Below are 14,158 nucleotides of genomic sequence, written 5' to 3'. Positions count from 1 at the left end.
GTATCGCCGTTACATGAATCGCTATATCGTCGTTAGGTATATAACACGGTTACAGCGAAGGCAAGGGGGTTCTATATGGTCACTACATGACCGACACCCGGCAGGAGATCCTCGACGCCGCCGCCAAGCTGCTGGAACACACCGGCGCGGAGCGGTTCTCGATCAGGGACGTGTGCCAGGCGGCCGGGATCACCGCACCGACCGTCTACCACCACTTCGGCGACAAGAAGGCCCTGCTCGAGGCCGTCGCGGCGGACGGCTTCCGGCGCTACCTCGAGACCAAGCGCAGCCGCGAGCCGTCGGCGGACCCCCTCGCCGACCTCCGCCGAGGCTGGGCGGACCACGTCGGTTTCGGCCTGGAACACCCCGCGTTCTACCGCCTGATGTACGGCACCCCGAACGCCGAGGAACGACCGGCGGCCCGCGAGGGCGACCGCATCCTCGTCGGCATCCTCGAACGCCTGGCCGAGGCGGGCCGCCTCCGGATGCCCCCGGAACAGGCCGCCACGATGATCCACACCGCCTCCGTCGGCACCACCCTCAGCCTGCTGTCCACGCCTGAGGGCCCACGAACCGCGGGACTGGCGGACCGCATGCGCGACGCCGTGTACGCCGCGGTGCTCCACGAGTCCGAGGTGCCGGGCGACGCCGCGACCGCCGTCCCCGAGCTGGCCCGCACCCTGCTGGCGACCCTGTCCGTGCGCGACACGGCCGCCCTGACGCCGGGCGAACACGGCATCCTGCTGGAGCTGCTGGCCAAACTCGCCTCCGACGACGCCTGACCGCCGGTCCGGGTCAGCCGAGAGAGGCCAGGACGTCGGCCAGCTCCTCAGGCACGGACAGGAACGGCGAGTGGGACGCGTCGAGCTTGACGGTGCAGGTCGGGTTGTCCGGGAAGGCCGCGTCGGCCTCGGCGACGAACCTCGTCTGCAGCGCCGGTCCGAGCGCCACATCGCCGGTGCAGACCAGGTAGGTGCGCGGCACGGACCCCCAGCCGTCGCGGGTGAGGGTGGTGGTGCCGAGCATGACGCCCATCGGCCCGTCCGGCGTCAGCAGGCCGGTGGCGGCCTCGGCGAGGGCCGGGTTCACGTCGCCGTAGAACGCCTCCCGGAGCCGCTTCCGGTAGTCGGCGTCGTCGGTGGCGAGGTCCAGCCGCAGCGCGCCGGTCCGGGCGGGGTCGCCGCGCAACAACGGGGCGACCCGGCCGTCGGCGGCCTCGGGTACCCGCGTGTAGGCCGCCGCGGGCACCTCCGACGCCGGCATGTAGGCCGAGACGTACACCGCATGCGCGACGAGGTCCGGCCTCCGCTGGGCCACCCGCGTCAGCACGGGACCAGCCGCACTGTGCGCGACCACCGTGACCGGCTCGCCACCCCCGACCAGCCCGAGCTGCGAGGTCAACAACGCGGCCGCGTCGTCCAGGCTCACCCCGGCCAGCGGTGACACCTCGGTGTCGACCGCCGCCGCGTCGTACCGCCGTGCGGTGAACCAGCGTGGGCGGCGGGCATACAGCCCGTGCCCGGCGAGGTCGACCGCGACGGCCCGGTGACCGGTGGCCACCACGTGGGCGAGGACCTGGCTCCAGCACCAGGAGCCGTGCCAGAAACCGTGAACCAGCACCAGTGATGGCATGGGAACCTCGGCCTACCAGGGTCGCCCGCACTTCCCGTCGCCTCAACCTATAGCGCACCCGGAGCCCGTGCGGCAAGAAACCTGGCCGGGTCGCCCGCCGCCGCCCCCCGCGGCGTCGTGAGTTAGCTTGGTCAACCATGTCGACCCAGGTTGAACGCCCGAACGCCGGCGCGGGTGCGTGATGGACTGGCACCTCGTGCTCGCCGGCGTCCTGGTCGGCTTCGTCGTCGGGCTCACCGGCATGGGCGGTGGAGCGTTGATGACGCCCATCCTGGTGTTGTTCTTCAAGGTCGACCCGCTCACGGCGGTGTCCAGCGACCTACTGGCCTCGGTGGCGATGAAGCCGGTCGGCGCGGCCGTCCACCAGCGGCGCGGCACCGTCGACATGCGCCTGGTGCGACTGCTGTGTTACGGCTCGGTGCCGGCGGCGTTCTGCTCGGTGCTCCTGCTGCGCGTGCTGACCGATCCGGCGTCGTTGCAGTCCGTGATCCGCGCCGGTCTGGCCGTAGCGCTGCTGCTCGCCGTGTCGACGGTGGTGGTGCGGGCGATCATCGAACGGGTCCGCGTGCGCGAGCCGGCCGCCGTCACCGTCCGGCCGGTGCCCACCGTCCTCGTGGGGGTGGTGGGTGGGTTGGTGGTCGGGGTCACCAGCGTCGGCTCCGGCTCCCTGATCATCGTCGCCCTGATGCTGCTCTACCCCGGCCTGACCATGGCACGGCTGGTCGGCACGGATCTGATGCAGGCCATCCCCCTGGTGGGCGCGGCCGCGCTGGGCCACCTGCTGTTCGGTGACGTCGAGTTCCACCTGACCGGGGCACTCCTGCTGGGCGCCCTGCCCGCCGTCTACCTCGGCGCGCGGTTGTCGTCCCGAGCACCCGCCGGACTGATCCGGTCGGCCCTGCTGATCGTGCTGGCGGCGTCGGCGCTCAAGCTCCTCGGCGCGTCCGACGCCGTGGTGCTGTGGGTTGGTGGCGCCATGGTCGCGGTGGCCCTGTTGCTGCTGGTCCGGTCCCGGCGGAAGTCAGCGAAGGAACCCGTCGACCGCGCGGTCGGAAGCCCCGGCCCGCCTCGCCAGGACCAATAGCTCCCGCGCTCCGGTGGGACGCCCAGGACGCCTGGCCCCGGTTCGTGGCCGGCGACCGGGTCCTCGGCGAGATCAGCGCGCTGTCACCCGACCAGGACGCCGCCGATTCGGCTGTCGTCGGGCTCGACGCCGCCACGGGCCGACAGGTGACGTCACGCTCGTGTACGCCCGGGCGCCGACCGCGACGCGGCCATCATGATCGACGTGTCGACCGGCACGGAGAACACCCGCCTGGGCTGGGACTGGGGCGCCCGGTCCTCCTGCACGACAGACCACAGCACCGTGATCGCCTTCGACGTCCGCACTCGGGAAAGCCACCAGGCCCCGAGAACGGCGCCACGACCGCGCGGGCGGTCTGGCGCGACCACGTCTTCGTGACCGACAACCGCGTCACGTGGGCCGTCGACCGGAACGGCCCGGGCCTGTCCGACGACCTCCCCGGTGACCTGATCGGCATCGACGACCACCACCTCGTCGTCCGGCTGTCGGGCTCCGCCTCCGTGACCGCCGCCTACGCGGTGCGCTAGCCGGATCGGGCGATCGGCTTTTCCGATCGCCGTTTCCTATCGCCGCAGGTGAGGCCGTGTCCACGGGTAGCAGGCTCCCGCTGTTCATCACGTGGCCACCGGCCGCTGGTGCGGTGGAGCCCGTTCGATCCCGGAGGAGACGAGGTGGGCCGTGAGCCGTGTGCGACTGCAGGGACTGACCCGGCGGTTCGGGTCGGTCACCGCCGTTGACGATGTTTGGCTGGACGTGGCCGACGGCGAACTGCTGGTGCTGCTCGGCCCGAGCGGTTGCGGCAAGTCGACGCTGTTGCGGATGATCGCCGGTCTGCTGCCGCCGACGGCCGGCCGGGTGCTGCTCGACGACACCGACGTCACCACCGTGCCACCACAGCGGCGGGACGTGGCGATGGTCTTCCAGAGCTACGCGCTGTACCCGCACCTCTCGGTCGCGGGCAACATCGGCTTCCCGCTGCGCGCCCGCCGCCGGTCACGGGCCGACATCCGGCGGAAGGTCACCGAGGTCGCCGGCGCGCTGGACCTCTCGGCGCTGCTGGACCGCAAGCCGAGGGAGCTGTCCGGCGGGCAACGGCAACGCGTCGCGCTCGGCCGCGCGCTGGTCCGCGACCCCGGCGCGTTCCTCATGGACGAGCCGCTGTCCAACCTGGACGCCCGGCTACGGGCCACGACCCGCGCGGAGATCGCCGAACTGCACCGCGCGCTCGGCGCCACCATCGTCTACGTCACCCACGACCAGGTCGAGGCCATGACGATGGCCACCCGCGTCGCGGTGCTCGACCAGGGCCGGGTCGAGCAGGCCGGCACGCCGGCCGAGGTGTACGACGAACCAGCGTCGGTGTTCGTCGCGACGTTCCTCGGCGCACCGGCGATGAACATCGTCCCCGCCACGGTCGTCGCCACCGACGGCGGCCTGACCGTCCGGGCCACCGACCTCGACCTGCCACTCGGCATCGACGCGACGACCCCGGGACGCGACGTGCTGCTCGGTGTCCGCCCGGAGCACCTCACGCTCACCGGCGAACCCGGCATCCGGGCCGTGGTCACCGCCGTCGAGAACCTCGGCGGGGACGAGGTCGCCCACTGCCGCGCCGGCACGCACACGCTGGCCGTCCGCGGCCCGCGACCGCTGCGCCTCGCCGCGGGCGACCGTGTGGGCCTCACCGCCCGCCCCGAACACCTCCACCTCTTCGACCCCGGCACCGGCGGCCGCCTCGTCTGGCGGACCGCCGACATCGCCACACCGGAAAGGAACTTCGCGTGAAGAGAACCCTGTGCGTCGCCGCCACGCTCGTCGTCGCGGGCTGCGGCATCGGCGGCACCGACCCGGCCGCACCCGTCGACCGCGTGCCGGAACTGGCATCCGACCAGCAGGTGTCGATCGTGCTCGAGAGCTACAACTTCGGGCAGGCCGGACCGTGGACCGACACGTTCACCGAGCTGATCGACGCCTTCGAGCAGGCGCACCCGAACATCGACGTGACCGCGCAGAAGCCGCAGGGCAACAGCGCGAACCCGGCAACCGACACGATCTCCAGCCTGCAGAGCCAGCTCACCGCCGGACACGCGCCGGACGTGGTCCAGCTCGGCTTCTCCGACCTGGACTTCGCGATCAACGAGCTGAACGCGGCCCCGCTGGACGACCTCGTCGGCACGGACGCCGTGCGGGCCAACTTCGACGGCGACACCCACCCCTACGCCGACTCGGCCCGCACCCTCGGTGACTGGAACGGCAAGACGTACGGCGTGCCGTTCGTGTTCTCCACGCCGATGCTGTACTACAACAAGACCCTCTTCGCCGAGGCCGGTCTCGACCAGGAGCGCGCACCGTCCACCTGGGACGAGGTGGCCACCGCCGCGAAGGCCGTGACGGACGCGACGGGCAAGGGCGGCGCCTACGTCGACTGCCTCACCAAGGCCGCCAAGGACTGGTGCTTCCAGGCCCTGGTCCGGTCGAACGGCGGCCGCGTCATCTCCGAGGACCGCACGCGGCTCACGTTCGCCGAGCAGCCCGCGGTGGACGCCGTCACCACCATGAAGGGTCTCGTCACCGACGGCCTCATGCCGAACCTCACCCAGACGCAGGCCGTCGAGGCGTTCTCCCGGGGAGACCTCGGCATGATCCTCGAGTCGAGCGCCATCCAGGGCACGTTCCTCAAGGGCGCGACCGGAAAGTGGGACCTGGGCGCCGCCGCGATGCCGAGCTTCACGGGCAGGGAGGCCGTGCCCACGAACTCCGGTGCGGCGCTGTTCGTGTTCGCGTCCGACCCCGCGAAGCAGCGGGCCGCGTGGGAGCTGATCACCTTCCTCACCAGCGAACGCGCGTACACCACGATCGCCGAGAAGATCGGGTACCTCCCGCTGCGCACCGGCCTGGTCGACGACCCGGACGGGCTGAAGTCGTGGGCGGAGGAGAACCCCTACCTGCGGCCGAACCTGGCCCAGCTCGACCGCATGGAGCCGTGGGTGTCCATGCCGGGCACGAGCTACCTGCAGATCCGCGACGGCATGATGGAGGCCGTCGAGAACGCGGTCTTCCACGGCGCCGACCCGGCGGAGTCCCTGCGGGCCAAGCAGGACGAGGTGTCCGACCTGCTGCCGGACGGTGACCGGTGACCGGCCCCGACCTCACCCTCGTCCAGCTGTCGGACCCGCACATCCTCCCCGATGGCGTGCTCATGCACGACGTGGTCGACACCACCGCGCACCTGGCGGCCGCGCTCGACACGATCGAGGCCGCCGCGCTGCCGGCCTCGGCGTTCCTGCTGACCGGTGACCTCACCGACAACGGCGACCCGGCCGCGTACCGACGGCTGCGTGGCCTGGTCGAACCGGCGGCGGCAAGCGTCGGCGCCGAGGTCGTGTACGTGATGGGCAACCACGACGACCGCGCCGCCTTCCACACCGAACTGCTCGGTACCGCACCGTCCACGGCGGAACACGACACGGTCGTCACGATCGGCGGGCTGCGGGTGGTCGTGCTCGACACGAGCGAGCCGGGACGCCACGACGGGCACCTGTCCACCGGCCAACTCGACCGGCTCGCCGCCGAACTGGCCGAACCGGCGGAGCGCGGCAGCGTCCTGGTCTGCCACCACCCGCCGCTGCGGTCCCCGGTGCCGTCCGTCGACCTGCTTCGCCTGCGGAACGCGGAGAACCTCGCCGCCGTGCTCACGGGCACCGACGTGCGGCTCGTCGTCACCGGCCACGCCCACCACACGGGCGCCGGCGCGCTCGCCGGGATCCCGGTGTGGGTCGGCCCGGCGCTCGCCTACGGCGTGGCCCCCGTTCCGCCGCGCGGCAGGCTGCGCGCGGCCGCCGACTCGGCTTTCACCCGCATCGACGTGTTCGGCGACCAGATCGTCGCCACCGCGGTGCCGGTCTCGCGGGCCACGACGGTGTACGACGTGTCCTCGGCGGAACGACTCCGGTACATGCGCGAGGTCATCGCCACATGGTGACCGGCACCTTCGAGGTCGTCACCCGGCCCGTGAGCCGGACGGTGCCCGCCGTCCGGCTCTCCGGGTGGCACCGGCTGCGCCGCGGGATCGTGCCGTACGCCTACCTCGCGCCCGCGGTCGCGTTGCTGGTCGTGTGGACCTACCAGCCGCTCGCGCAGACGGCGTACCTGTCGTTCCACTCGTGGAACCTGGTTCCCACCTCACCGATGGCCGCCGTCGGCACCGCCAACTACGAGCGGCTGCTCACCACCGGCGAACTCGGCGAGGCGGTGTGGCACACGGTCGAGGTGATCGCCGGGATGTTGCCGTTCACCGTGGCGATCCCCGTCGTGGTCGCGTTGCTGGTCCGCCGGATCCGCGGCCGGGCGCAGGCCGTGTACCGGGCGCTGGTGTTCGCGCCGATGCTCGTCGCCCCGGTCGCCGGCGCGGCCGTGTGGCAGTGGCTGCTCGACCCGTCGGCCGGTGCGGTGAACCGGGTGCTCGGCACCGACCTGAACTGGCTCAACACCACCTCGACCGCGCAGCTGTCGCTGATCGTGATCACCGGCTGGCACGTCGTCGGGTTCGCGGTGCTGGTCGTGTGGGCCGGGATGACGGGCATCAACCCGGACTACGGCGACGCGGCCCGGGTCGACGGCGCGACGCCCGGCCAGGTGACGCGGTGGGTGACGTTGCCGCTGCTGTCGCCCACGCTGGCGTTCCTCGGCCTGATGACCGTGCTCCTCTCCGCGCAGTGGACGTTCCCGCTGATCGACACGCTCACCCAGGGCGGCCCGGTCGGCGCGACCACGAACGTGTACTACCTGTTGTGGGAGCTGGGTTTCCGCAGCCACGACGCCGGGCTCGCGGCCGCGGCTGGCGTGCTGTTCTTCGTCGGCTTCATCGTGGTGGCCGCGTTGCTGACCCGGCTCGCGGATCGGCTGACGCACCATGACGACTGACACCCGCCTGCGGCGGATCACCGGCCACGTCGTGCTCACGGTGCTGAGCATCGCGTGCGCGTTCCCGATCTACTGGCTCTACGCCACCTCGCTGCGCGCGCCGGGCGACGTGCACTCGCTCACGATCCTGCCGTGGCCACTGTCCACGGCGAACTACGCGGCCGCGTTCGCGAACAACGACGTCGCCCGCATGCTGGCCAACACGGCGATCGTCGCGCTGCTGAGCGCCGCGGGTCAGCTGCTGGTCGGGCTGCTCGCCGCGTACGCGTTCGCCGCGTGGACCTTTCCGCTGCGGCGCACGCTGTACCTGATGTTCGTCGGCACCTGGCTGGTGCCGTTCCAGGCGACGATGCTGCCGAACTACGTCCTGCTCGCCCGCCTCGGGCTGCTCGAGACGCTCGCCGGCGTGATCATCCCGAACCTGTGCTCCGCGCTGGGGGTGCTCCTGCTGCGGGAACACCTGGCCGGCTTCCCCAAGGAACTGCTCGACGCGGCCAGGATGGACGGCCGCTCGTCCTGGAACATCCTGTGGACGGTCGTGGTGCCGGTGATCCGGCCCGCCCTCGCGGCACTGGGCATCCTGCTGGTGATCACGGCGTGGAACGAGTACTTCTGGCCGGCCATGGTGTTGCAGCGCGGCAACGCGGTCGTGCAGCTGGGGCTGCGGAGCTTCATGGGCACCGAGGGCAACGACTGGGGTCCGCTGATGGCGACCGCCGGGCTCGCGTGCCTGCCGGTGTTCGTGCTGTACCTGGTGCTGCAGCGGCACATCGTGCAGGCGTTCGTCCGGTCAGGGCTGAAGTGACGGCGGCAGGCAGTCGACGAACGCGTCGACCGCCGGACCACGGTCGGTGCGCCACACCGCGTGCAGCTCCAGGATCGGCACCGGGTCGTACAGCGCGACCGCCGCGGTCCGCGCACCAGGAGCGAGCCGGCCGCGCAACGCCGAGGCGAACCCGACGATCGGCTTCGCCGCGACCAGGATCGCGGTGGCGCCGGGGTCGTCGACCTCCTCGGCCACGGTCAGCCGGATGCCGCTGGTCCTCGCCGCGGACTGGATGGCGTCGTACATGGCCGAGGACTGGGCGCGGCGGAACAACACGCACGTCTCGGTCGCCAGCTCGCCGAACGGCACCCGCTCCCGCCCAGCCCACCGGTGTCCGGTGCCGACCACGGCGACCAGCGGCACCCGCAGCAGCAGCCTGCTGGCCAGTTCGGTGCCCGCGGGCCGGCCGTACACCATCGCGACGTCCAGCCGGCCGTCCATCAACGCGGCGAGCTGCGGACCGGTCCGCAGCTCGACCAGGTCGACGTCGACCGCCGGGTACCGCCTGCCCAGCGTGGCGAGCAGGTCGGGCAGGATCCGCTGGCCGGCCGGGAAGTTGTAGCCGACGCGGACCGTGCCGACCCGCCCGGCGTCCACCGCCCGCGCGGTCTCCGCGGCCCGCGCCAGCCGGTCCACCACGTCCCTGGCGAGCGGCAGGAACGCCGTCCCCGCCGGCGTGAGCCGCACGTCATGGGAGTTGCGGGCCACGAGCCGTACCCCGACATCACGCTCCAGCCGCTGCAGGTGCGCGGACAGCGACGGCTGCGCGACGTGCAACCGGGCGGCCGCCCGCCCGAAGTGCAACTCCTCGGCGACGGCCAGGAACGCGTTCAGGTGCCGCAACTCCACCGCCAACCTCCCGGGTCGGCCGGATCATAGGCACGGGCGGGTGAACGCCGCCTGGCCACGCGGTAGCCGTGGCGGAAGGCCAGGTGGACATCGTGCGCGGCGTTCAGGCCATGCCCGAGGCGGCGAGTGGGTCGTAGCCCGGGGTGCGGAACAGCGTCTGCAACTGCCTGCGCCGCACGCCGACGTTGCTCCCTTCGATGACCGGGTACGACAGGGCGTCCATCAGGTGGCGGACGATCGGGAACCCCTCGTCGTACGCGGTAACGCCGATGACCTTGACGAGGTCGTTGACGACCGCGACGCCGGTCTCGGAGCCGAAGACCTTGGCGTGCAGGGCGAGTTCTGGGCCGCTGGGATGCCCGGACAGCACCGCGTCCAGCGCTCGCCAGGCCAGCAACCGGACGGCTTCGATCTTCCCCTTGGCATCGGCGAGGACGTCGGACACGGCCTGGTACTCGATGATCGGCACCGGGCCGCCGCGCCGCTCGGTGCTGGCGAACCGGTGGGCGACGTCGAAGGCCTGCCGCATGGCGGCGGTGGCGAAGACGCCGATCGACGCGCCGCTGGGAAGGAACGCGTCCCGGGTCAGGTCCACTCCCTGTCCTTCCTCGCCGAGGAGGTTGCCCAGCGGAACGCGCACGTCGGTGAGCCGGACGCGGGTGGTCAGACAGCCCTTGAGGCCGGGCAGGTCGTAGTACTCCTCCACCTCGATCCGGCCGGCCAGGTGTTCGCGTTCGGCGACGACGAGCGATACGCCGCCGGGGGTGCGGCAGACGATGGTCATCACGTCCGGGCCGTCGCCGTCCCAGCCGCACAGGTGCGACGCCCAGGCCTTGCGCCCGTTGACGACCCACTCGTCGCCGTCGGGGACCGCGGTGGTGCGTATCCCTTGGCAGCGTCCCTCGGCGTCGAAGTTCGCGCTGCCGTCCGGCTCGCTGAAGGCCATGGCCGCCAGTGGCGCGCCGGAGTCGACCAGGAAGGGGCGTACGAAGCGCTTGACCTGTGCCGGGGTGCCCACCTGGTAGACGGGCGCCAGCGCGATCAGCGGGCCGGCCATCGAGATGACGAAGTCGGGGCTCTCCGCCGCCCACTCCTCGATGAGGATGGCGGCGTCGACACCACCGGCCGCGTTCCCGCCGAACGGAACCGGGATCAGGCCCTTGAGGAATCCCGCCGCGACGGCGTTCTCGAACACCGGTCGGGACAGCAGCGCCCGAGTCCGTGGATCACGCTCGGCCCGCGTTGCCGCGGCGAGGTCTCGCAGCCGCTCCCGGGCGAAGCCGCGGGCGGCCGCCTTGAGCTGTTCCTGCTCCGGAGACAGAAGGAAAGAAACCGTCATCGGTGTGACCCCTTCGCGGTCGCCTCGGTGGTACGAGCCAGGATCGCGTGGATCGGCTCCGCACCGCCAGGCGCGGCTCACCGGCGTCATCGACGCGGGCGGCGGGCGCCACCCCCGTCGTCGGCGGTTTCCCCGCGCCCACCAGGACAGCGGGACGTTCAGAACAGGGTCGCCGGCTCGAGCGGTTCCGGTTCGGGCAGTGCGTCGAGGCCGGGTACCAGTGCTCGCACGTCGTCGTGGAAGTGGCGGGCGAGTGCCGGGGCGTCGTCGTTGTCGGGGGTGTGTACGAAGACCGTCGGCGAGCGGCCCTCGCGCAGCCAGGCGGCGACCACTTCGGTCCACGGGCGCCACCCCTCGACGGTCTCCTCGACCGAGTCCCGGCCCAGGTACCGGACGATCGGCCGGTCGGTCAGCGCCCGCGTGCGTCGCGGCAGTCGCGGTTTCTTCGCCCAGGCGTCCTGCTCGGCGTCGCTGGTCGGTGGGCTTCGGAAGAAGACCGTGGTGTCGAACGGCACCCACTCGGCGTCCGCGTCGGCGACCGTTCGTTCCAGCAGCGACGTCGAGGCGGCGTCGGTGAAGAACCCGGGGTGGCGCACCTCCACGGCGCGCCGGCGGCCGGCGGGGAGCCGGCGCAGGAAGCGGCCGAGGGCGTCGACGTCCGAGGGGCCGAACGAGCCGGGCACCTGCACCCACAGGACCGCCCGGTCGCCGAGGGGTTCGATCGCGTCCAGGAACGCCCGCATCTCGGTCTCGACACCGGTGAACCGGCGCTCGTGCGTGACGGCCTTGGGCAGTTTGACCACGAACCGGAAGCCGGGGTCGGTCTGCCGTGCCCAGGCCGCGACGGTGTCTCTGGCGGGGGTCGCGTAGAAGGTGGTGTTGCCCTCGACCGCGTTGCACCAGCCGGCGTAGGCCCGCAGGCGCTCCCCGGCCGGCAGCGACCGCGGCAGGAACCGCCCTGGCCACGCCTTGTGGGTCCACATCGCGCAGCCGACATGAAGACGTGCCACGCCACCCAGCTCCCGTCGGTCGGAAGTGAAACCTACCTCGTGGTCTCCGTGCGGATCTCGGCCTCCCTGCGCTCGGCCTCCTCGCCGCCGATGGCCTCGCCGCGGGCGACCAGGCCGGCCACGTCCGACAGCGGGATCTGCTTGAGGAACAACGACAGCAGGAACGCCACCCCGATGAACGGCAGCAGGTACCAGAAGACCGGTGCGAGCGCGTCGGCGTATGCCGTGACGACCTGGTCGCGCACCGGTTCCGGCAGCTGGTTCAGCACCGTCGGGTCGAGGGTCGCCGTGGCCGACGCGGCGTCGCTCGCCGAGGCACCCGCCTCGGTGAACGCGCTGGTGAGGTTCTCGGTCAGGCGCGTGGTGAAGATCGTGCCGAAGACCGCCACGCCGAGCGCGCCGCCGACCTCGCGGAAGTAGTTGTTCGTGCTCGTCGCGGTGCCGATCTCGGACGCGGGCACCGCGTTCTGCACGACCAGCACCACGACCTGGATGATCAGGCCGAGCCCGGCGCCGAACACGAACAGGTACGAGCAGACCAGCCAGATCGGCGTGTCCGCGGCGAGTGACGTCATCGCGATCATGGCGGCCGCGGTGACGACCGTGCCGAGGATCGGGTACATCCGGTACCGGCCGGTCTTGGTGATCAACGCGCCGGAGAGCACCGACGTGATGATGAGGCCGACCATCATCGGCAGGAGCAACAGACCCGACGCCGCCGCCGAGGTGCCGGAGGACATCTGCAGGAACGTCGGCACGAAGCTGATCGCGGCGAACATGCCGAGCCCCAGCGCGAGACCGATCGCCGTGGCGTTCACGAAGATCCGGTTCCGGAACAGGCTCAGCGGGATGATCGGATCCGCCGCCCGCCGCTCGGTCAGCACGAACGCGACCGCCGCGACCACCAGACCCGTGCCCCACGACCACGTCGACAGCGCGCTCCACCCGTGCGCGTTGTCGCCACCGAAGTCGGTGAAGAAGATCAGGCACGTCGTGGCGATGGACAGGAAGACGACCCCGAGGACGTCGATCGGCTTGGTGGCCTTCTTGTCCGGCAGCGTCAACGCCACGAACGCGATGACGAAGGCGGCGATCCCGATCGGGATGTTGATGTAGAACGCCCAGCGCCAGGTGAGGTGGTCGACGAAGAACCCGCCGAGCAGCGGTCCGCCGACCGCGGCCAGCCCGAAGATGGCACCGAGCGGGCCGAGGTACTTGCCGCGCTCGTTGGCGGGCACGATGTCGGCGATGATCGCCTGCGACAGGATCATCAGCCCGCCGCCGCCCAGCCCCTGCAGCGCGCGGAAGACGACGAACGTCCAGAAGTCGTCGGCGAACGCGCACCCGACCGAGGCCAGCGTGAACAGCGCGATGGCGACGAGGAACAGCCGCCGCCTGCCGAGCACGTCGCCGAACTTGCCGTAGATCGGCATCACGATCGTGGTCGCGAGCAGATAGGCAGTGGTGATCCACACCTGGTGCTCGACCCCGCCGAGCTGCCCGACCAGCGTCGGCATCGCCGTCGACACGATCGTCTGGTCGAGGCTGGCGAGGAGCATGCCCGCGATCAGCGCGCTGAAGATGATCCAGATGCGCCGCTGGGTCAGCAGCAGCGGTGCGGGTTCGGTGGTGGTCATGACGTCCGTTCGAGGTCGTGGCTGAGCAGTGCGCGTGCCGCCGCGAGGCGACGGGCGAGGATGTCGGCGAGGCTGTCGGTGTTGGCCGGTGCGAGGAACTCCCGGAACGTCGCCCCGGCCAGCGCGTTCATGATCGACACGGCGGTAGCGGCCCGCAGGTCGCCGGCAGGAAGCCCTTCCCGGCGCTCGACGAGCTCGATGTCGACCCGTTCGTCGGCCAGCACCCGCTCGATGCACCGGGTCAGCAGCCGTGGTTCCCGCTCCACGACCGCCTGCACTTCACGAACGTGCTCGACCGTGACCTCCGCACTGGTCCACCGGTCGATGGCCAACTCGGCGAGGTCGTCCAGCAGCCGAGCCGAGGTCCGGTCGCTCGTCGGGTCCCCACCCGCCAGGAACCGTGTCTCGCGCTCCTCCTTCGCCGCGGTGTCCCCACGCGCCGACAGCCCCAGGACGGCGTCGTCCTTGCTGGCGAAGTAGTTGAAGAACGTCCGCCGCGACACGCCGGCCCGCTCGCACACCTCGTCGACGGTGAACCCCGACAGCCCGTGCTCGACGGTCAGCTGCCGGGCCAGGGTGGCGAGCCGGGTAGCGGTCGAGGCCATCCGCTCCTCGCGCAGGTTCATTGCACCATCCCGGTCATGGTGCAATTTTGCACCATGACCACTGGAGTGCACCTTGAGTCCCGGTGTGACCTCGATCACGAAATCACTCCACCATGCGCACCACGCCGATGACCGGATGGTCGTTGCTGAGGTCGCGGAAGCCACAGACGAGGTAGTCGCCGACCCGGTAGGAACGCTCCGCGTCGACGAGTTCGTCGGCCACGTCGGGAGCCAGTTCGGGAGCCTCCGCCAT

14 protein-coding genes are annotated in these 14,158 nt (G+C 71.5%); 8 read left to right on the top strand and 6 right to left on the bottom strand.

Features of this window, described 5'->3' with window-relative positions; all coding sequences use genetic code 11:
• The first annotated feature begins 86 nt into the window (after positions 1-86).
• Positions 87-782, top strand: a complete 696-nt coding sequence (locus JT362_RS01675; RefSeq protein WP_260189183.1) for a TetR/AcrR family transcriptional regulator — start codon at positions 87-89, stop codon at positions 780-782.
• Between the two features lie 13 nt (positions 783-795).
• Here the strand turns inward: JT362_RS01675 and JT362_RS01670 are convergent, their stop codons facing one another.
• A complete protein-coding gene (locus JT362_RS01670; RefSeq protein ID WP_260189182.1) occupies positions 796-1,632 on the bottom strand; it encodes an alpha/beta fold hydrolase in 837 nt (278 codons plus the stop codon).
• A 181-nt stretch (positions 1,633-1,813) separates the two neighbouring features.
• Between JT362_RS01670 and JT362_RS01665 the strand changes: the two genes are divergently transcribed.
• From JT362_RS01665 to JT362_RS01635, 7 genes are all read left to right on the top strand, one after another.
• Positions 1,814-2,716: a sulfite exporter TauE/SafE family protein gene (locus JT362_RS01665; protein WP_260189181.1), complete on the top strand. Its 903-nt coding sequence runs from the start codon at positions 1,814-1,816 to the stop codon at positions 2,714-2,716.
• A 374-nt stretch (positions 2,717-3,090) separates the two neighbouring features.
• Positions 3,091-3,243: a hypothetical protein gene (locus tag JT362_RS01660; protein WP_260189180.1), complete on the top strand. Its 153-nt coding sequence runs from the start codon at positions 3,091-3,093 to the stop codon at positions 3,241-3,243.
• A gap of 151 nt (positions 3,244-3,394) precedes the next feature.
• Positions 3,395-4,501, top strand: coding sequence for an ABC transporter ATP-binding protein (locus tag JT362_RS01655; protein WP_260189179.1), 1,107 nt, complete (start codon positions 3,395-3,397; stop codon positions 4,499-4,501).
• Complete coding sequence (locus tag JT362_RS01650) at positions 4,498-5,853, top strand: ABC transporter substrate-binding protein (RefSeq protein ID WP_260189178.1); 1,356 nt, start codon at positions 4,498-4,500, stop codon at positions 5,851-5,853. Before JT362_RS01655 ends, JT362_RS01650 begins: the two co-directional genes overlap by 4 nt.
• Positions 5,850-6,698 carry a metallophosphoesterase family protein gene (locus tag JT362_RS01645; RefSeq protein ID WP_260189177.1) on the top strand — a complete coding sequence of 283 codons (849 nt, stop codon included), beginning with the start codon at positions 5,850-5,852 and terminating at the stop codon, positions 6,696-6,698. Before JT362_RS01650 ends, JT362_RS01645 begins: the two co-directional genes overlap by 4 nt.
• Complete coding sequence (locus JT362_RS01640) at positions 6,692-7,639, top strand: carbohydrate ABC transporter permease (RefSeq protein WP_260189176.1); 948 nt, start codon at positions 6,692-6,694, stop codon at positions 7,637-7,639. Before JT362_RS01645 ends, JT362_RS01640 begins: the two co-directional genes overlap by 7 nt.
• A complete protein-coding gene (locus tag JT362_RS01635) occupies positions 7,629-8,444 on the top strand; it encodes a carbohydrate ABC transporter permease (RefSeq protein ID WP_260189175.1) in 816 nt (271 codons plus the stop codon). Before JT362_RS01640 ends, JT362_RS01635 begins: the two co-directional genes overlap by 11 nt.
• Here JT362_RS01635 and JT362_RS01630 read toward each other — a convergent pair.
• The 5 genes from JT362_RS01630 to JT362_RS01610 all read right to left on the bottom strand — a co-directional run bounded on the left by JT362_RS01630 (position 8,430) and on the right by JT362_RS01610 (position 13,926).
• Complete coding sequence (locus JT362_RS01630; protein ID WP_260189174.1) at positions 8,430-9,314, bottom strand: LysR family transcriptional regulator; 885 nt, start codon at positions 9,312-9,314, stop codon at positions 8,430-8,432. The two genes, JT362_RS01635 and JT362_RS01630, sit on opposite strands and share 15 nt — an antisense overlap.
• A 103-nt stretch (positions 9,315-9,417) precedes the next feature.
• Entirely contained in the window at positions 9,418-10,653 is a 1,236-nt protein-coding gene (locus JT362_RS01625) for an acyl-CoA dehydrogenase family protein (RefSeq protein WP_260189173.1), read from the bottom strand.
• Between the two features lie 158 nt (positions 10,654-10,811).
• Positions 10,812-11,663 (bottom strand): DUF72 domain-containing protein, encoded by an 852-nt coding sequence (locus JT362_RS01620; protein WP_511261443.1) that lies wholly within the window; start codon positions 11,661-11,663, stop codon positions 10,812-10,814.
• Between the two features lie 32 nt (positions 11,664-11,695).
• Positions 11,696-13,300 (bottom strand): MDR family MFS transporter, encoded by a 1,605-nt coding sequence (locus JT362_RS01615; RefSeq protein WP_260189172.1) that lies wholly within the window; start codon positions 13,298-13,300, stop codon positions 11,696-11,698.
• A complete protein-coding gene (locus JT362_RS01610; RefSeq protein WP_260189171.1) occupies positions 13,297-13,926 on the bottom strand; it encodes a TetR/AcrR family transcriptional regulator in 630 nt (209 codons plus the stop codon). Before JT362_RS01610 ends, JT362_RS01615 begins: the two co-directional genes overlap by 4 nt.
• Positions 13,927-14,158 lie beyond the last annotated feature (232 nt).

It is taken from the genome of Actinophytocola gossypii (assembly GCF_025165815.1).
GTDB lineage: Bacteria > Actinomycetota > Actinomycetes > Mycobacteriales > Pseudonocardiaceae > Actinophytocola > Actinophytocola gossypii.
Note: the sequence above shows the minus strand (reverse complement) of the source record. Positions and strands in the feature narration are given on the sequence as shown.

Bases quoted from the DNA above. Each gene is read 5' to 3' on its own strand.
- JT362_RS01675 (WP_260189183.1), top strand. From the start codon at position 87: ATGACCGACACCCGGCAGGAGATCCTCGACGCCGCCGCCAAGCTGCTG.
- JT362_RS01670 (WP_260189182.1), bottom strand. From the start codon at position 1,632: ATGCCATCACTGGTGCTGGTTCACGGTTTCTGGCACGGCTCCTGGTGC.
- JT362_RS01665 (WP_260189181.1), top strand. From the start codon at position 1,814: ATGGACTGGCACCTCGTGCTCGCCGGCGTCCTGGTCGGCTTCGTCGTC.
- JT362_RS01640 (WP_260189176.1), top strand. From the start codon at position 6,692: ATGGTGACCGGCACCTTCGAGGTCGTCACCCGGCCCGTGAGCCGGACG.
- JT362_RS01635 (WP_260189175.1), top strand. From the start codon at position 7,629: ATGACGACTGACACCCGCCTGCGGCGGATCACCGGCCACGTCGTGCTC.
- JT362_RS01625 (WP_260189173.1), bottom strand. From the start codon at position 10,653: ATGACGGTTTCTTTCCTTCTGTCTCCGGAGCAGGAACAGCTCAAGGCG.
- JT362_RS01615 (WP_260189172.1), bottom strand. From the start codon at position 13,300: ATGACCACCACCGAACCCGCACCGCTGCTGCTGACCCAGCGGCGCATC.
- JT362_RS01610 (WP_260189171.1), bottom strand. From the start codon at position 13,926: ATGAACCTGCGCGAGGAGCGGATGGCCTCGACCGCTACCCGGCTCGCC.